General features: G+C 43.2%; 9 protein-coding genes. 1 reads left to right on the forward strand and 8 read right to left on the reverse strand.

Translation table 11 applies throughout. The annotated features are described in order from the left end of the window. Window positions 1-34 precede the first annotated feature (34 nt). From QJ048_RS13795 to QJ048_RS13820, 6 genes are all read right to left on the reverse strand, one after another. Window positions 35-1,141, reverse strand: a complete 1,107-nt coding sequence (locus QJ048_RS13795) for a glycoside hydrolase family 43 protein (RefSeq protein ID WP_282336701.1) — start codon at window positions 1,139-1,141, stop codon at window positions 35-37. Between the two features lie 19 nt (window positions 1,142-1,160). Further along, window positions 1,161-3,752 (reverse strand): glycosyl hydrolase 115 family protein, encoded by a 2,592-nt coding sequence (locus QJ048_RS13800; RefSeq protein WP_282334958.1) that lies wholly within the window; start codon window positions 3,750-3,752, stop codon window positions 1,161-1,163. 63 nt (window positions 3,753-3,815) lie between these two features. Then, the gene (locus QJ048_RS13805; RefSeq protein WP_282334959.1) at window positions 3,816-5,744 is read right to left on the reverse strand and encodes an alpha/beta hydrolase-fold protein; all 1,929 of its coding nucleotides are present in this window, start codon (window positions 5,742-5,744) and stop codon (window positions 3,816-3,818) included. A gap of 171 nt (window positions 5,745-5,915) precedes the next feature. Beyond that, window positions 5,916-7,868 carry a RagB/SusD family nutrient uptake outer membrane protein gene (locus QJ048_RS13810; protein ID WP_282334960.1) on the reverse strand — a complete coding sequence of 651 codons (1,953 nt, stop codon included), beginning with the start codon at window positions 7,866-7,868 and terminating at the stop codon, window positions 5,916-5,918. A 12-nt stretch (window positions 7,869-7,880) separates the two neighbouring features. Continuing rightward, window positions 7,881-10,994: a SusC/RagA family TonB-linked outer membrane protein gene (locus QJ048_RS13815; RefSeq protein ID WP_282334961.1), complete on the reverse strand. Its 3,114-nt coding sequence runs from the start codon at window positions 10,992-10,994 to the stop codon at window positions 7,881-7,883. Window positions 10,995-11,045: 51 nt separating this feature from the next. Continuing rightward, window positions 11,046-13,157 (reverse strand): family 43 glycosylhydrolase, encoded by a 2,112-nt coding sequence (locus QJ048_RS13820; protein ID WP_282334962.1) that lies wholly within the window; start codon window positions 13,155-13,157, stop codon window positions 11,046-11,048. Between the two features lie 539 nt (window positions 13,158-13,696). Between QJ048_RS13820 and QJ048_RS13825 the strand changes: the two genes are divergently transcribed. Further along, a complete protein-coding gene (locus QJ048_RS13825) occupies window positions 13,697-17,695 on the forward strand; it encodes a hybrid sensor histidine kinase/response regulator transcription factor (protein WP_282334963.1) in 3,999 nt (1,332 codons plus the stop codon). Between the two features lie 59 nt (window positions 17,696-17,754). Here QJ048_RS13825 and QJ048_RS13830 read toward each other — a convergent pair whose 3' ends face one another. Both QJ048_RS13830 and QJ048_RS13835 read right to left on the reverse strand, forming a co-directional pair. Further along, window positions 17,755-18,651, reverse strand: a complete 897-nt coding sequence (locus QJ048_RS13830) for a sialate O-acetylesterase (RefSeq protein WP_282334964.1) — start codon at window positions 18,649-18,651, stop codon at window positions 17,755-17,757. A gap of 50 nt (window positions 18,652-18,701) precedes the next feature. Then, a complete protein-coding gene (locus QJ048_RS13835) occupies window positions 18,702-20,105 on the reverse strand; it encodes a glycoside hydrolase family 43 protein (RefSeq protein ID WP_282334965.1) in 1,404 nt (467 codons plus the stop codon). Window positions 20,106-20,341 lie beyond the last annotated feature (236 nt).

Raw genomic sequence — 20,341 nt, forward strand, 5'->3', positions numbered from 1 at the left:
GATATTTATAATTATTTTTTAAAATTTTAGTCGATCAATATTCAACCAACTGCTCTGTCGATGTCGGAGGGTTGATGTAAAACATTTTATTTTTATAATGCACCGGTTCTATGCCAAGTTGCGGTGTCTTCTCCCAGTTCTGCAATGTTTGACTGTAAGGATAGGGACGACTTTCATACATCAGGTAATGACAGGATGTCCACAGCTTGCCGTCAGGTCCCTCAAACAATGCATTATGACCTGTTTCACAATAAGGATCTTCCGTATCCTGGAATTTCAAGTGCGCATATCCACCAGCAGCAGCAAGCTCAGGCCGGTACCCCTTTTTTCTTGTTCCAAAGATTGGTTCGGTAGATGCCAGTTCCCAAGGCCCCAGCGGTGAGGTGGATTTTAGCAATCCTACTTCGTATCCTCTTGTCCATGTTGAAAAGAACATAAAATAAACACCATCGCGCTTGATCACAAACGGCCCTTCTATTCCGCCGATCATCCATTCCGGATAACCGGGTTGTTTTTTATCCAAAAACTTTTGAATGGGCGTTGTTAGTTTGCCCGTTGCCAGGTCAATCTTTGCCTGGAACAAACCATTGCCGCTGCAATAAAGATAGGTTTGCCCGTCCTCATCTTCAAACAAGGTAGCATCATTATTATACTGCGGCGTGAGAGGCCCTTTCACCAACGTATAAGGACCATCAACACGATCAGATGAAAACAACCAAACACTGTGTGTCTGCATGCCTTTGGTATCTTCCGCCGTTACTTTACCACTATTTACAGTGAGCCAATATTTGCCTCTAATGAAATGAATTTCTGGTGCCCAAAAGCGACCATTATAGGGACAATCAGCAGGAAGCTTATTTCCATCAATCAACCAGCCTTGCTGCTTCCAGTGAATCAAATCGTCTGACACCAATAATCGAACGCCAGGATTAAAGCCCGTCCACACAGGATTTGAAGTACCCACGCAATACCATTTGTTCGCCACCTTAATGATAAAATGGTCGCGCATGGAAATCGCTGTATCACGTGTAATCGGGTTGGTATAACGAAACGAGTGTTTAGTAGTATCACTCTTATCAACTTGCGCAAATACACTCTGCGCAGCAATCAATAATAAACATGTTTTCAATATCCTTATCATCAGCGACACTTCTTAAATTTTACAATCCTTGTTTTTTATAAGGGCTTTCCTGCATTTTCAAAAAAGTGTTTTCATAACCGCCGTTATCTACCACCACTTTATACAACACAACCCCGGGATCAAGCGGACGGATATTCAATGTGTGCAAACCATCTGCTGTATGAGGCACCGCAAACGTTGTAGTTGTTTCAATCATTCTTGCGGCACCTGCAGGATACATTTTGTTGTATACATTTTTCCAGATCAGCTGATCATTAATGTTCCATTGTTTTTCCGCACCACCATCAAAAGCAGCCGCCACTGATTGACCTCCATTTTTAAAAGGAAGTGTACAACTGAAGAACAAATGAAGGATAACACTATCAGTACGATCTGTCATGTTCATTTTGTAAGTTAAACGGGCATCAGTAGTTGGTTTGGTGTACGGCATTAAGGCAACAGCAGAAAGCGTTCTTCCAAGATCAGGAATGACTGTCCATTTGGTTTCGGGCGCATTCTTACTCTCGAAAAAATGTTCAGCTTCCATTACTACTGCTCCATTCTTTTCTGTAAACACATAGCCGCCTGTTGTTGCATCACTTTGTGCCAGACGAACAACCTTTGGTTTAACATTGCCGCCTCTTGGCTCATCCCAGGACCTGTAACCTATGTGGGTCTGATCCATCATATGATTCCACTTACCATTGGCCACATTCAGGTTGTATTCTTTTGAGTATGCTGCATCCCTGCTGAAACAAGAGTCTGCATAATCGGCCCAATAATTCGCCTTCATATCTTTTTCTGCTGCGAATTTTTCATTCATTGCCACCGCATAGTACATGTCATACAAATTCGCCATGGCTCTAACTGGATGCAGTATCAATTCAATATAAACATCTCTATATTTTTCTGGTAACGATATAAATTGTCTCAAAGCGTTTGTCTCGAGTGCGAGATAGGCGTTTCTCACCGCTTCAAATTCTCCACTTTGCAGGTTGTATGTTTTTTGATTTAGCATTTCAGCAGTAACCCGGCCGTTGTACTTACAATAAGTGCTGATGATTTCTGCCGCTTCCTTTGCCTGGGCTTCACCAAATTGCTGCGTACAAAAATCTTGTGCATAAGCATCCAGATTATCTGCCGTGAACATTGTTGGGTCCCATGCCATTTTCAGGAAAAAATCCATGGGATATTCATTGGGCTTCAAATCCCCAACGTTTAAAATCCATACTTTGTCCACACCATAACTATAGGTCAATTGCAATTGTTCCCACATGTGAGGGACCTGTGTCATGTTAAGCCACTGATAGGCACGGGGTGCACCATGCAAGTCAACATGATAGTAAATGCCATAACCACCCTTGTGCTGTTTTTTACCAAGCTCCGGCAACCGGCGCACATCACCCCAATTGTCGTCGCAGAGCAGTACAGTCATATCATCCGGTACTTTCATGCCCTGGTCATAATAATCAAGCACCTCACTGTAAAGCGCCCATATTTGCGGTGTAGCAGAAGCTGGTTTCTTGGTTACCTCTTCAATAATTTTTCTTTGGTCAGCCATGATGTTTTCCAGCACCCTGAAATTCTCCTGTGCACTGCCGGCATCAGGCATGGCCATGTCACCATCACCGCGCATGCCCATGGTGAGGATACTTTCATAGTTCTTATTTCTCTCCAAACCTTTTCTCCAAAAATCCTGTATTGCGGGTTTGTTGGTAACATAGTTCCACTCTCCGTTCCCCAATTCTTTTTTATGATGTCCCCACTCTGCCTGTGCTCTTATCATTGGTTCATGATGGGAAGACCCCATCACTATGCCGTATTCATCTGCCAGGCGCGGATTTTCAGGATCATCTTCATTAAAAGCTTTGCCCCACATGGCCGGCCATAAATAGTTTGCACGCAAGCGAAGCAACAGCTCAAACATATGTGTGTACATTTTACTGTTGATGCCGCCGAATTTGGCACGTGCCCAACCACCAAAGGCAGGTTCTTCATCATTGATAAAAATGCCCCGGTAGCGTACTTTGGGTTCACCTGATGCGTATCGACCCGGCAGCACATAAGCTGCCGTTCTTTTTTTCACCGGAACATCTGCCCACCAGTACCATGGTGACACGCCCAGTTGTTTTGACAATTCGTAAATGCCATAAATCGTTCCACGTTTGTCGCTCCCTGCTATTATCAATATTTTTTTTGCGGATGGTTTTTGTATGTCAATCGAGGTAATTACAAAGCTCTCCCATTTGCCTTTCAGATCTTTTGTATCCAGTTTTTTTGACGACACCAACTGATCGATCAACTTACTTTTTCCGAGTGTTCCAACAACTATCTCTGTTGAAGAACCTGATTCACTCGTCGCCAATTGTGGACGCACTCCTGTTACATTGTCAATATCGTTTTGCAGATCCTGCAAAGCACGAATAACGCCTTTGTAATCGCCGGTATCAAAACGAACAGGAGTTGCGCTGCGATCAGTTCCCACAATAGGAAATGCGGCTTCCTTGTTTGATTCACTTATGATATCTGCATTAAACGGAAGCGTTTGTTGCGCATGTGCGTTCACACTAAGCAGAAAGCAACCAACAGATACCTGAACCAAATATTTTTTACAATATTCTAATAGAGTCATGATCAAAATCGCATTAGCTTTGTTTATTAAAATCACATCACCACTTGTCCGCATTGTTTACCACTACTTGAAGAGCAAAGGAGCAAACTGGTAAAGGTTGTTTCTCCATACGGGCCATGTATGCCCACCGGGATATTCGTAATAGGTATGTTTTATGCCGAGCTCATCAAGCTTTTGCAACATTACCTGGCAATTTTTATAGGCGATGTCTTCTTGGCCTCCTATCGCAATCCAAAACACTTTTAACTTGCCATTCACTTTAGCGGCATTGTCTTTTAAAAAAGCATATTGATTATCAGCGACACTGCTAAGCAGTGGCTGCATCCAGCCGGAACTGAATACGCCGAGGTAAGAAAACATATCGGTATTTTGAACACCTGTGTATAGTGTATGAATGCCGCCCATTGACAAGCCTGCCAGCGCTCTTCCCGAAGCAGAAGTTTCTGTGTGATAATTTTTTTCAACGAAAGGAAGAACAACCTGTTTTAGTTCTCTTTCAAACATCTTCAGATTGCTTTCACCAAAATTGGAAATTCCTGCCGCGCCGATATTTGCATCGGGCATTACTACCAACATTGGCTTTGCTTTTCCTTCAGCGATAAGGTTGTCTAAAATAATATCGGTTCTGCCTTGCATAGCCCAGCCTCTTTCATCTTCTCCGCCTCCATGCAAAATGTATAGTACCGGATATTTTTGATTTGTATTTGCATCATAGCCTGGTGGTGTGTAGATATATAACTGTCGCCATGTATTGGTAACAGCCGAGTAATAATTTTTAATTCTTATGTCGCCGTGCGGAACATTTTTTAAAGAGTAGTAAGCGCCGCCACTAAAAGGAATTTCTATTCCACTGGCCATACGCCCCATGCCATAATAGGTTTCACTTGCAGGATCGGCAATGGCAACCCCATCGATCAATAAAGAATAATAATGAAATCCTTCACTGATGGAGTCTGTCGTTACGCTCCAGTAACCGCCTGTGTCTTTTACCAGGTCATATTTTCTCCCAAGATCCACTTGTACCTTTTGTGCGTCCGGTGCTTTAACACGAAACACAACACGATGATCGGGTAGTATTTGAGGATATTTTGCAGAGCGAACATTGGTGGAAGCAGGCATTCCCAGGACACTGTATTGAGAAAACTTTGAAGCATCTACTGGTTTAAACAATAATTGAGAAAACATGTAGAGATCGTTTTTCCATACTGTAAAATCATGTACACCGGGCTCAATGTAAAAGATATGAGGAACATTGAATTGTTGAAGATATTGGTGTGTGCGTTCACTAAAGTTGATGACTCCATCATTGTCGCCACACGATATCCAGAGTAATTTTAGTTTGTTAATGGCTTCTGTTGGCTTGGGCAATAGTTCTTCCGGACGTTTTGTGTTTGGAGCGGAAGAAAAGCCTCCCACCCATGCAAATTTGTCGAGATTGCCAAGACCAAAATTCAGGGATTGGCCGCCGCCCATTGACAGGCCTGCTATTGCGCGGTGGTCTCTGTCTGCATAAACAGGAAACTTCTTTTCTACAAAAGGAATAAGATCATTGAGCAAATCTTTTTCAAAGGTGGCAAATGCCTGCACTTTGTCTGCTGCCATGATATTGCCGGTTGCACGATCATCCTTCATGGCACGGCCGTTGGGCAGTACAACGATCATTGGTTGCAATTTTCCATTGGCATACAAATTATCTAAAATAACTTGTGGCTTACCGTTAGTATACCATTCTTTTTCATCGCCACCTATACCATGCAGTAGATACAAGACAGGATAACGGTTTTTCTTGTTGAATCCCGGAGGTGTATATATAAGGGCTCTTCGCTGGACACCTACGGTTTTGGAGTCATAAACGATTGTATCAATTTTACCATGTGGAATACCGGTCCTAAGGGAATCAAATCCCTGCGGAGAATGTTTTTCTAAGCCCTGCGCGTTTAGATGAATAGAGATAATTAACAAGGCTACGATAAGAAAGGACAGCTGTTTCATGTTCTTATTTTTCAATGCTGGTGGTGTATAGTAAAACACGGTTGTTTCGCCTGGTGTGGTGAAAGCTATTGGTGATAAGGGAAAAGGGTGTAGAAACACCCCTTCTATTTGCTAATGCTAATATCCGACGAACATTTATGGGTGCTGACGAACGATAGCACGCTAATATGTTTAATAGTTAGGATTCTGATATGCTTTCTTTTCAGCATCCGACATTTGCATGGCATCGATCTGTCCTTGCGGGATCGGGCGCAAATAATGGAACGGCTGAATTGTACGTGTTACGGTTGTCGGTGTATGGTCCGTAATGTTTACTCCACCGATACGATAAGTCGACGCTAGTTCATTCCATTTTTGTGTACGTATCAGATCGTACCAGCGATAGCCTTCTCCATAATATTCGCGGGAACGTTCTGCCAAAATATAGTTGATATCAATGGCAGCAGGTGTGGCAGCAATCATGTCTGCACTGTGATCCACCGTTTTTGTTGCATTGTCTGCATTGCTGAATCGCCATTTACCAGCACGTGCCCTTATAACATTGATCAACTCTTTTGCTGATTTGCCGGCTGTTGTCGTCGCTCCTTTTACTGCAGCTTCGGCCGCGATGAAATACAATTCAGACAGCTTTGCAATGTTGAAAGGACGGGTACTTGCAGCATTTGGCTGGCCAAGCCCATCAGCATTATCAGTACGGTAAGTACCCATCTTCCAGAGACCCGGATACCTCAACCTGGTGATTCCCTCAGGAGATACGACGAAGTCCGCTCTGCCTGGCAATGCACCGGCACCCACATTGTTTTTGGTTGCCCAGTTTGTATAATCAATAGCCGTACCCGGTTCGCTGTCAAGGAACGTAAGGATGGCATCATCCGGTTTTACGGGCAAATAATTGGCATTGTAATACACAGGTGTTTTATCTCCTGCCTTATCCCAGTTGCCACGAAATACTGTCACAAATGTTCCGTCATAGCGGGAATCATTCGTTTTATCGGCAAATGTTTTTTCAACTACGTCAATCGTTGGCGCCATACGTGTCCAGGGACGGCCAAGATCCTGCGAGGCTTCACGCTGTACAGTGCTTACCGTACTACTCCATGAAGTGGCACTTTTGCTGCTTCTGATCAACGTATAGTTCCATGTTAGCATCCAAACTGCAAAGTTATCCGGAGCGCCACCTCCGCCATAAGTAAGGCTGGAACCGTTGTAGTATTCGCTTTGTTGTGTATGATCAGCATATAAAAGGATTTCGCTGTTACGGTCATTGGAACCTACACCCAAATCATAGTAGGTAGGCTGCAAAGAAAATGAGCCGTGGTTGTCAATGCCTGCTGTTGCTACATCATAGGCAGCCTGGAAATACCACTGTGCGTTATGACCATCAGGGTCGGTACGGGCCACATCGGGGTAAGTAGGAATATTATTCGGATTCTGCAACCACCATGCATACGTCAGGTAAGCTTTTGATAAATACAGGCGAGCAGCAGTTTTTGTTACACCACCTGTTACACGGCCTGCATCCGGCAAGTCGCTCACAGCTTTTAACAAGTCAGGAAAAATCGCTTTTGTGTACACTTCCGGCACAGTATTACGTTTTGAAGTCCTTACCGGATTGGTGTTGAATTTCAAATCTCCTGCACCCAGGTCCAGCGGCACACCGCCGTAAGTTTGTACAAGCAAGAAGTAATCAAATGCGCGGAAGAATCTGGCTTCAGCGATCAATGCATTTGAAAGACCTACCGAAGATGCATTTTCAATGATACCGCTGGCTGTATTTATGTCTGAAAAAGATTCACCCCAGGGAATGCTCGGTGGAAAACTGGTAGAAGTCAATTGACCAACACCTGACAGGTCCATGTCTTTGAAGTTCCCGTCAGCACTTTGTGCCCAGGTACCTTCATCCGTTCCGGTAATGCAGGAGTTATAATAATAAGCTTGTCCGTAAATGTTGCGCAGGTGAGCATACAGGGAAGTAATACCGCCTTGCACGCCATTCACTGTTTTAAAGTAATCTGGTGTAAAAGTAGCACGCGGTTGTTCATCCAGTATTTTTGTACAGCCTGCCAGCAACAATGTTGACACCGCAGTAGCTGTGAATATTTTATTGATATTGATGTGTTTCATATGACCGTTAGTTTAGAATGATAAATTAACACCAACAATGTAATTACGTGTAGATGGTGTGTTCACGCCGATTGTTAACAAACGCTTCAGGTTAGCAGACAAGGGAACGGCCGCGTTCTCATTGCCGTAAGAGTTTGTTTCAGGATCCATTCCTGACTCTTTCTTGTAAGGAGAGAACAACACAAACGGATTCTGCACCGTGAAATACCCACGCAATCTCATGTTCTTGTTTTTGATAAGGCTCCTGTTAAAATCGTAACCCAATGAAATGGTACGAATCTTCAGGAAGGATGCATCAAAATAACCGAGCGTGCTTCCGTATTTTGGATTGTCTCCACTCAATGGACCGGCAGGGTTTGGATATTTTGCGTCTGTGTGGGTAGGTGTCCAGTAGTCGACTTTTACGTTGTTGTTACGTGTTGTTAATGTGTTCAAATAGCCGCCTGATCCATATACAGAGCTGATTAAAATACCGCCTTGCTGAAAAATACCGACAGCAGAAAGATCAAACCCTTTATATGCCAGGCGTGTATTGAAGCCACCTAAGAATTTAGGATCCACGTCCATTACCTGGCGATCATCAGCACCGATCGCTCTTACCGGTGTACCGTCTGCATTATAGCCGCCAGTGTACAATACTTTGATCATACCAACCGATCCACCTGGTTCCAGTGCGGAAAGATTAGGATCTTTTGCCTGCCACAAACCTATTTTTTGATAGTCGTAAACGGAGTTAATATTATGACCAACGAACCATCCATTGCCTTCATCTTTGGTTGAACCTGAGGCAAGTGCTACAAGTTTGTTTCGGTTAGCATACAGGTTGAAACCTGCATCCCATGTAAAGCCGTCGTGTCCGCCATCAATGATCGTTCCGTTAAAGGTGAATTCAATACCCTTGTTTTGTGTTTTCCCAACATTAGCCGTATAACTGCTTACACCTGACGTTGCAGGCAAACCAACACTCTGCAAAAGATCGTTCGTGTTTGTTACATAGTATTCGATGGTACCTGTCAAACGATTTCCGAACAAACCGAAATCGATACCATAGTTCCATGTTTTTGAATACTCCCATCCGAGGTTTGGATTGGGCAATTGTGTAACATAGTAGCCTGTAGCATAGTTGGTTTCTCCAAAATTGTAGGGTCTTGTACTCAAGGCCCCAAGGGTTGCATAAGGCGCAATTGCCTGGTTAGATGTTTGTCCATAACCTGCACGAAGTTTAAGCGCATTCAGCCAGCTCACACCCTTCATGAATGACTCGTTGGCAACGTTCCAACCAAGTGAAACAGCCGGATAGGTATGCCACTGGTGACCAGGCGCCAATCTTGAAGAGGCATCAGAACGGACCGTTGCGGAAATCATGTAGCGATTGTCATACGAATACATCACACGTCCCATATAGGATAACAAACCCCACACATTATAACTCTGGTTATTGGGGTTAACCGTGATATCTGTAGCCTGCGCCTGTCCGATGTTATAGAACTGGAATGCGTCGGAAGGTATATTCTTCGCAGACATGGAAGACGAGTTGTATTTCTGCTGTTCAGCAGAATACAAAGCAATCACACTCACGTTATGTTTTTGAGCAAAAGTGCGGTCGTAAGACAAAATATTTTCTATTGTCCAATGATAGGTTTGTGAGTTGCTGATACCCGCAGTTGAGGGTGTTGTAGCATTTACACTGTTTACACCCTGCGCTGTATAGTTACCATTGTTACTTTGAATGAAATCAAGACCAAGGTTTACTCTGTATTTCAAACCTGTCACCCATGGAATTTTAACTTCACCAAATGCGGAGTTGTAAGTAGCAAAGCTTCTTGTTTCATTTAACCACAAACCGTTACTTGTTAAACTATCCACTCTGTCTCTTGTTAATACATAACTGTCTCCAAGTGTTGTATTCACTGTCCTTTTGGTATAGCCGCTTGGGTAAAAAGGATTGGCAATTGGCGACAAACCAACGTTCACACCGACCTGGCTACCTTCACTTAAATTATAGTTACTGTTTGTTGTGAAACCGACACGAACAAATTTACCGACCTGCTGATCAACAGCGGTACGGAAAGAATAGCGTGTGTAACGCTGAGTGGGAATAACACTTTGGTTACGGTAATAGCCCATGCCCACATTGTAACTACCCCCTTCGCTGGCACCGGTCACGCTGATGTCATGACTGTTCACAGTACCTGTTCTGTACAGCAAATCCTGCCAGTCAGTATTTACCTTACCGGTAGAATCTTCATCAACACCCAATGCTGGAAACCTGTTTGACACTTCTTTCAGCGTAGTGAATTCGCGCCAGTTCATCATTGGATATCTTGCGAAAACTGTTTGATTGCCATAATAACCATTGTAGGCAATTCTTGGTTTGGCACCTTTCTGACCTTTGTTGGTAGTGATCAAAATAACACCATTGGCACCACGAGAACCGTAGATAGCAGTCGCAGATGCATCTTTTAATACATCCACGCTTTTGATATCATCAGGATTCAGATCTGCAATAGAACCGGGGAAAGGAATTCCGTCAAGCACGATCAGCGGATTGTTGTCAGCAGTTAATGAACGCGTACCACGAATGCGGATCTGCATCGTAGCACCAGGCTTGCTGGAAGTTTGCGACATTTGCACGCCCGCCATGCGTCCCTGCAATGCTTGTGACACGTTTGCCGATGGCACTTCACGCATTGCATCACCACTAATAGAAGCAACTGAACCTGTTACTGCTTCTTTTCTTTGTGTACCATAGCCGATCACCACAATATCCTGCATACTGCTGGCTGAAGGCTTGAGTGAAACATTGATGGATGCACGTCCGTTGACTTCGATCTCTTGTTTTTCGTACCCAACAGAACTGATCACCAACGTACCATTTGATGGAACGCTGATGTGAAAAATACCTTTGTCATCTGCGACAACTGCACCGGCCCCTCCTTTTACAGAAACCGATGCGTGACCAACAGCTTCGCCAGAACTATTGGTTACATTACCCGTCACATGTACCGCCTGGGCAAATACCGCGTGATGGAAAAAAGTTAACATTACGGACAAAGCAATCGTAAGAATCCTGATCATTCCAGCCCCTGGCTGATCTGATCGCCTTTTTTGTTGAAAGGTTGACATTAGAATATAGATTGGTTTTAAAAAAAAATTAAAAGCGGTCATAAATCATCCTCACTTTGCCGGAAAGCTGATCGAGCGTAAATACACGGCCCGGTTGCTTGCGCGTGAAAAACGAATGAATATGTCGTGCTGACCGCATGACTTACCTATATCAATAATTTGTTTTTTAAGTTTGCCTTGTGTAGGGGAAACGGCAATAGTTGCAAGCGACTTGTCACTACTCAAACTATCGAGGAATACTTCAAGGTTTGTGTTTGCATCAGCGGAAAATTCTATTTCCATTTTGCGTGAAGGCTCGGCTTCTGTTCCCAGATCAATTCCTGAAAACATCATCCAGCCACCGTTTTCGCTGTTGTTGGTGACCATTTTTCCATTGGCTGTTGTAACCGTTTCTACACCGTAATAATTATTATAACTGATAGCAGGTAAAACAGAGCGGCCGTCTTTGCAAATGAAAAAGTCAAAATCTGCAGGCTTGCCTTGCGCAAAAAGTCCTACGCTTGTACCCACCCATGAGTTGAAGCTGGGTTGCGCACGATCAAGCTTGAGGCTGTTAACCGTACCAACTTTTGTCCAGTCATTGCCGTTTCGGCTATACGATGCAGTCAGTTCATGCTCATTTCTTTCCATTTTCAACCATAGATCCTTTCCTGCCTTGTTCGCTACGCTAAAAGTGGAGCTGTCATGATGGAATATTATCTTCTTGCCGTTATTATATCCGGTATAAAATGCAACGAATACTTTTTGATTGCCATTAGTTAAATAGATGCCGGCTTTGTTGCTCGTATCAGCCGCATCGAAATCAACTTTTGTAATGACTGTATAGAAATGATCTGTTTCTTTTTGAACGAGATGTGTTTTTTCTTTTCCTGGGTTTAGACGAATCCATCCTTTTCTCGCAGACAAAGAATAACTAACCGCAGAAGGCTTGTCGAGGAAATGCCAGCTTGGGTCAAGAGCTGTTTCGCCATCAAAGCGATCACTATACATGCTTCTCCATGCTATGCCGTCTTGCGGAAGATCAGGTTTTGTAACGGGAGTACTTACCGGAGGCAATCCCCATGGACGATCTCCTTCCCAGATCACCTGGTAAAGTGACGTTTGCCTTCCCATGCCAGACCAGTCATCATTGTCTGTTTTTTGATAACTCTGTCCAATGGTCCACCACGTGCCATCAGACAGTTGAACAGGTGCCGCAATATGGTTGGGACTCCTAAATGCATTTTTGGGATCGGGACTTGGTTTAAAAAAGTTACCGAGCCGCTCCCATTTTGTAGAGTCAGCAGTTAGCGCAGAGGCACGCAATACAAATTGTCCTCCTGAAACGTCTCCTGCGGGGAAGTAATAATAATAACCGTTCCTTTTACACATCACCGGACCTTCTGCCCAACTATATTGAAGATTGGCGTTGATCCAATCAAGGTTGATCACTGAATCGGTAAGTTGTCCGTCGTGACCCAGTGCTTGCAGGCGATTTACCTTTTGGCCATTTTTAATTACCATATAAGGTTTACCGTCGTCATCCACAAAAATGGAATTGTCATAACCAAGTGGTCCTGTAACGGAATTGGTTTTTACCTGGACAGGGGCTGACCACGGGCCAAAAGGCGAAGACGCTTTGGAAAACCATTGACCGCCTGAAGAAAAATAGATCCAGTAGGAGCCGTAGAAATAGGTGATGGCACCCTGCCACACCCCACCCGATGGACGATCAGTCACCATCGATGAATGTGACGGAGGAAGAACACGGCCAATTATTTTCCAGTGAACAAGATCTTTGGAATGATATATCGGTAAATAAGGGTTAAAGTGAAAAGAAGAACCGCAATGGTAAAAATCGTCTCCGACCTTTAAAAGAGTAGGGTCCGGATGGTCTCCCGGAAGAACGGGATTTACATAGGTCATTTCTTCTGTATAGAGCGCTAAGGGGTCCGCTTTTGAAATTGGGTCAACCGAACCCACTTTTTTTACCGGTGAGTTGGTTTGTGCTTTTACCAGGAAAAATGGCAAGCACAAAAATGGGACAATAGCAAGACATCGTTTCAACATGATATGGCTGATGTTTTTGAACAGTTCAAAAGTAGAATTGCCCCCTGCTGCCGGATCGCTCAATTGTTGAAAAGAAGGAAACAAATGTTTAGGGTCATGAACATTTGTTTTCATTTATGTAACAAATGTTCAGACTGCTAAAAATGCATTTTTGCTCAGCTGTTTTAAGTTTTTTTTAAAACCTATCTCCTTGCTAATAAAGCAATTGCAATTTATTTAAAAATGTCTATTTGACACTTTTCCTCGATATTCCTTCCTCCTGCTGTTCAAAAAAAGGGATGCAAAAAAGCGATATTGTATGAACAATTGTAGCACTGCCTGATGTGAGACCAACGCATTCTTTACTATTAATTCGTATCTTGTAATTAGAAACAGATTGATGTTATGCTTTCAGTTTTAAGAACCCATTTTAATCCGGTTCCTAAAGCATAGCCAATCAATGAATGCTAACGCTTGCTAATGCTAATATGATCTTCAGAACTAACTGCTTTAAATTGCTGTATTTCAGAAAAACATCTGTTACATTAATTGTCTTTCTGACACTATTTAACTTGTTGAATGCTCAACAACGGTTCAATTTTACTCCTTTAAGTACCAGCGGTGGACTTCATTCCAGCACAGTAAATGCTATCATAAAAGATAAATTCGGTCTGATGTGGTTTGCCACAGACGATGGTCTGGCAAAATTTGACGGCACCAATTTCACTTTGTACCGTAATAAGGACAATGACCCTAAAAGTTTACAGGCCAATGAGATCCCTGCGCTTTATGAGGACAGGAATGGCACAATTTGGGTAGGAACGAGCGGTGGTTCGTTAAGCATGTACGATAGAAAAAATGACAATTTCTACAATTTCTCCGCAGGCGCTGAGCCCAATAGCATTGGCAATAATGTTGTTAAGGCCATTACGAGCGATCACGATGGTAAAATTTGGGTGGGACACTACCAGGGATTGGATCTAATTGATCCCGTTACCTTGAAGGTTTCCCCTTTTGTTGGCGGCGATAAAAAACCATTTAAAGTCACCACCATTTGTTTACTCGAAGACAGTCGTGACAGGATGTGGGTGGGCACAAGTGAGGGCATTTTTGTTTTTGACAAACAACATAAACAACTGGGACATTTTGTAAATGATCCTACGAATCCACACAGTGTATGCAACAATGTAATCCGGTATTTAGCCGAAGATAATAAAGGGAATATTTGGATAGCTACTACAAACGGGCTCTGTATGACCGATGCGAACATCAACGGCTTTACTACTTATAAACACGATGGTTCAAAACCAAACACGATTAGTGGTAACGAGGTGAACGCACTTGCAGTGGATGACCAAAACAGGATTTGGGTAGGTTCGTCTGCGGGGCTGGATATTTTGCATGTAGTCACCGGACAAGCGGAATCTATTTCCTACGACAAAGGCAACGGCCAAACTTTAAGACTAAAAGATGTCAATTCCATTCACATAGAAAAAGACGGCCTTTACTGGATAGGCACTTATCGAAACGGCATTATTAAATATGATAGCCATTTGAACCTATTTAACCTTGTTCAAAATGATCCGTTCAACAAAAATGGTTTGCCTGGTCCGGTAGTCACTTCTTTTGCAGAAGGGCCCAGGGGTAAAATTTATGTAGGCACTGATGTTGGCGGCGTTTCTCTTTTCGATCCTGCCACCAGGACTTTTCAGCATATTGATTTAGTGTCAACATTAAAAGGGTATGACAAAGGACTTCGCATCGTGTCTTTACTAATGACAAAGAGAAATGAACTATTGGTGGGCACTTATCTTGATGGACTTTTTGTCTATAATGTATCGTCAGGCAAATACAAACAGCTGCTTAAAGGTAGTAACAGCGTGCTGAATTCAAATGACATCTTCTGCCTGTACCAGGACAGCAAAGGACAGATATGGATAGGAACGAACGGAGAAGGCGTTATAGTGTTGAATGAGTCGTTCGAATTAGTGGCAAGGTACACGCGCAACCCCGCAGGCCCTACCGATATTAAAATGGCGATGAACCAATACATTCGTGATTTCCGCGAAGATCGAGCAGGAAATATGTGGATCGCTACACATGGTGGAGGCATGGCAAAACTCAATCCTGCCACCCACGAGCTTACCGTATACAGCACTTACAAAAGCAAATTGCCGGGCGATAAAATATTTTCGGTATTGGAAGACAAGCGAGGTGACATATGGACCGGAAGTTACGGTGGAGGAATGGGACTGCTCGATAAAAAAACAGACAAGTTCATTATCTTCTCTGAGCAGAACGGACTTTTGAATAATAACATCTATAAAATCATTGAAGATAAAAACGGACTTCTATGGTTGTCTACCAATGAAGGTATTTGCAGCTTTGACCCTTTCACGCGAAAGTTCAGTCAATATACTTTTCACAACAGCGTCCAGCATAATAATTTTGTACGTGGCGCCGGCCTGCTTGCCTCCAACGGCACTATATATATGGGTGGCCTAGATGGGTTCAACTATTTTGATCCAACCAGTTTAAAAAAGAATACCAATGCCCCAAGCGTATTATTCACGGATCTGAGAATTTCAAACAAGTCCGTGACGCCTTCCGACAAAGGCCCCATCAAAGAAAACATTTCAATCACAGGCAGGATAGATCTGGACTACAAACAAAACTTTGCCATCAGCTTTGTGGGATTAAACTATACGGCTCCGGAGCAAAATCAATATGCCTACAGACTGGAGGGTTTTGAAAAGGAATGGAACTATACAGGCAACACCAACACCGCATCTTACACCAACCTTGATCCGGGTGAATATGTGCTGCATGTAAAGGCCAGTAACAATGACGGCGTATGGAATGATAAAGGAAAAACCATCAGGATCATTGTGCACCCACCCTTCTGGCGCACGGCTTATGCCTATGCCTTTTATACGCTTTGCACATTTGGCTTGTTACTTTTCATCCGTTATAAAGGCATACAAAAAGTTAAAAGGAAGTTTCTTGAGCAACAACAGCGAATGGAACGTGAACAGGAACGCAGGGAAACTGAAAGAATTCGTGAGCTGGACAGACTGAAGATCAAATTCATCACCAATCTTAGTCATGAGTTCAGGACACCTATTTCGCTGATACTCGGCCCCATTGATACGCTGTTGCGCAAAGAGAAAGATGAACATTCCTTTACACAGCTGAAGATGATCAAACAGAATGGTCGCAGGTTATTAAACCTTGTCAACCAGTTGCTCGATTTCCGTAAGATGGAAGAGCAGGAATTGAAACTGCAATCATCTGACGGTGAATTCATTTCATTTGCGCACGAGGTGACAGACTCGTTCCGCGATATGTCTGAGCGTAAAAAAATCAGTTTAAGTTTTGACAGCAATGTTCATAAATTGTTTGCCCGTTTTGATCACGATAAAATAGAACGTATACTTTTCAACCTGGTTTCCAATGCGTTTAAGTTTACGCTGGAAGGCGGCAAAATTATTGTAGTTATTGAAAAGATACAACGACAAAATAATGGTGACAAAACCTGGTTAAGTATTAAAGTGAAAGATTCAGGCATTGGCATTCCTGCAGATAAACAGGAAAAAATATTTGAACGGTTTTTCCAAAACACTACTTCTGCTGCGATACTTAACAAGGGCACAGGAATAGGCTTGTCGATTACCAAAGAGTTTGTAAAAATGCTGGATGGCGAAATAACTGTCGACAGTGAGATGGGCAAAGGAAGTACGTTTACAGTTACTCTTCCCCTAACTGTTATTTCCGATGAAGCCATTCAAAGCAAACTGATACAAACAAAAGAGTTCGGGGAAGCTGATGCGGAAGAAATGATGCAAACGGATGCAAATAGCGCCGCTGAGAATGCAGAGAATCAACCTTCAGACTTACCGACGATCTTGATTGTTGAAGACAATGACGATCTGCGTTTCTATCTTAAAGACAACCTCAGGCTTCATTACAAAATACTGGAAGCAAGCAATGGTAAAGAAGGCTGGCAAAAGGCACTGGCACAGCATCCGTTGTTAATCGTAAGTGACATCAGTATGCCTTATATGGATGGAATTGATCTGTGTAAAAAGATCAAAGCAGACAAACGCACCAATCATATTCCTGTTATTCTATTGACGGCGCTTACGGGTGAAGAAGAACAATTAAAAGGACTGGAAACAGGCGCCAATGACTATATCCTGAAGCCATTTAATGTTGAAATGCTTATCGCTAAGATCAAGAATCTGCTTACTTTAAATAATACCGTAAAGAATACTTATTCGAAACAAATAAAAGTATTAACACCTGAAGTTCAAATAGAATCGGAAGATGAGCGCTTGATGAACGAGGTGATGAAATATTTGGATGAAAATTTAACGGACACACAATTGTCGGTTGAAGCACTAAGCAGGCAGGTTGGCATGTCAAGAAGTTCCCTGTATAGCAGGTTGCTTGAACTTACGGGGCAGACACCGGTTGAATTCATCCGTTCCGTAAAACTGGACAAGGCGGCAGTACTACTGGAGAAAAGCGACATGAACATTGCTCAGATAGCCTACTCCGTTGGTTTTGCAACACCTAATTATTTTGCGAAATCATTTAAGGCAAAGTTCAATATGCTTCCATCGGAGTATATCAACAATAAAAGAAATGGTAATAAAAAAGTGTCGGCTTAGTCAACGGATTGACGCAGACAGACACCTTTATTTGTTTTCACATACAATATCATAGTGAATCAGTTTGCATTGGCAACAGATCCTTTCTTTTGCATAGTGTAACCAAGTAACGATAACATTTGAGCGGCGTATCTGGTGCCTAGCTCCCTGTAACCGGCAGCATCAAAGTGCAAGCCATCTTTAATGGCAGTACAACCTTCAGACGAAATAATATAAGCGTTGGGAATGGTTTGCGGAAGCGTATTGATAATAGCATTCATGCTGGCACATTTTCCACCCTGAGCCGCGCTCACAAGTTCTCCTGCCAGCAGTGGCACTGAATTTTTGTGGAGTTTTAAATCAGTGATCAGGTTATCATACACATGTTTCACCTTACTTGTCCAAGTTGTATCTCCTGTGTTGGACTCGCCCTGGTGCAACAGTATTCCTTTTATCACGCCACTTTTCTGTGCCTGTCTTGCTATTTCCACCATGCGTTCATAAGGACTTCCATTATATTCCCTGATCATGTTGAGCATCCACGTTGGTGCGTTTGTAACATAATCTTTGCAAAGGTCCTTGTCAAACAATTCTATTTTACACCCACCAACAGCGACATTAATAACGCCTACCCTGATATTTGCCGGAAGATTTTTCACCATTGTTTTTCCAAAATAATCCGATGGCGTTAAACCGGTTGAACATCTGCAAAGCGGAGGAACAGCGGCGTACCATTGACCTTTCACCCTTCCAAGACCCGCGCAGTCAACAGCTTCCATTACCTGGAAGCGACTGTCACCAACAGTATCCTGCGGTTCAAACTTTGCATTGCCTTCCATATTGGATTGCCCGAAGCAAAGGAAAATATAGAAATTATTGTCCTGTGCATGGGTAAGGTTGTTTATCAAACAAAGCAGGCAACACAATAGAAAACTTTTGAAACCTTTACTTTCAAACCGTTGATTTCTCTTTTTCATGATTGATGAAATATTTTGCAAGTGGATAAATAGCCTAACTAGATTTGGAGTCATTTTTGGAATGACCACCAATCGAAATTGAAAAGTTCACGACCGGCCGTAAGGTTTTGTCCTTTAAAAAGAAAATAAACATCGTGAACACCAGTAACAGCTGTCTGTATTTGCCGAGTAATCGTGGTCCATGTTTCCCAACCGCCGGTGCGCGGAACATTGAACATGGCAAGTGTCGCTCCCGCAAGACTATCCACATGCACTTCCATCACTCCACCATCCAGTCCCGCAGCAACCGATGCGGAAAACGCTTGAGGAGACGAGGCTCCAAAATCTACATTCCGAACTTTAACAAAACTGCCGTTGCGAATACTGGTCACGAAAACCCCCTCTTTGTTTTGGCTGGTTTTGCATTTTTCAGCCCACGCTATTGTTTCCGCCTCCACACGTTTGTAGGGATCGAGTGTCGCTACTGGTTGCACGCCTTCTTTTGTCATCCTGATCGATGGTATGGTTCCATCGGCATTGTACCTAAATTGCTCAACCGCAGTCGAACGGCCATAACTGCCGCCGCCTGGCAAAAGACCGGTATGATAGAACAAATAGGAGTTTCCTTTAAAATCAATGATGCCTCCGTGATTGGTAAAACTGTTCGCAGGTTGATCGGTCATAATCTTACCCTGGTACTTCCACTGTCCTGTTGGTGCATCACTCATGGCATAGGATAAACATTCATTCCCCTTTGTCATTCCTGCAAACATTTGGTAATATTTGCCGGAGCGTTTATAAAACCATGGCCCTTCGACATACATATCTTTGGTTGGTTCTGCCGCGGATGCTGCACCACCAGTGTTTCGCGCAGCTCGTACACCACCGAAGGACTCAATTGTTTGAGGTATTTGCATGATATCTCCCGCGTAAGAAACCATGTCATTATTTAATTTCACATAGTAAAGATTGGGATTGCCCCAGTATAAAAAAGCCTGTCCGTCATCGTCGATAAAGACTGTGGGGTCTATATTTGCCCAGCTGCCAGTACTTATGATCGGTTTGCCAATCGCATCTTTGAAAGGACCGGTTGGATGGTCGGCAACGGCTACTCCAATAGCTACGTTATTGTCTACTGTTTGCGCACAGATGTACCAGTAGAATTTTCCGTTGCGTTCGATGCATTGCGAAGCCCATGCGCGATCCCTCGCCCAGGAAAAAGATTCGAGTGTAATAGGAACACCATGGTCTGTCCAATTCACCATGTCTGCGGAAGAACAGACCCGCCACTTGGTCATGTAATAAAAATCGTAGCCGGGAATATCATCTCCCGTATAAACATATACCCTTCCGTTATACACCATCGGTGCGGGATCGGGAGTAAAATGCGTTTGAACAATGGGATTCTGGGCGCGTACTATGCCATTGCATGAATACATCCACAGTAAGCACAAAATAACTGATTGTAACTTCATAAATTATGCGACTCTTTTTTACTTTAAATAATGGTAATATGGGAAACAAAACCCTGGCATGACACCATGCCTGATGATACCATGCAAACTATAAGATGTTCGTGGGAACCAGCGGAAGAATTGTTTTAAATAAGAATAGAAATGTTTAATGTTCGTTTATTAGTTGTCACGTCCTTTCGCAGTGCCGCTAATTTTCCATGAGTTCACATATCTTCAGGGGGCTTGCGCAGGCAGCA

The sequence above is a fragment of the Pinibacter soli genome, from assembly GCF_029961145.1.
Classification (GTDB): domain Bacteria; phylum Bacteroidota; class Bacteroidia; order Chitinophagales; family Chitinophagaceae; genus Pinibacter; species Pinibacter soli.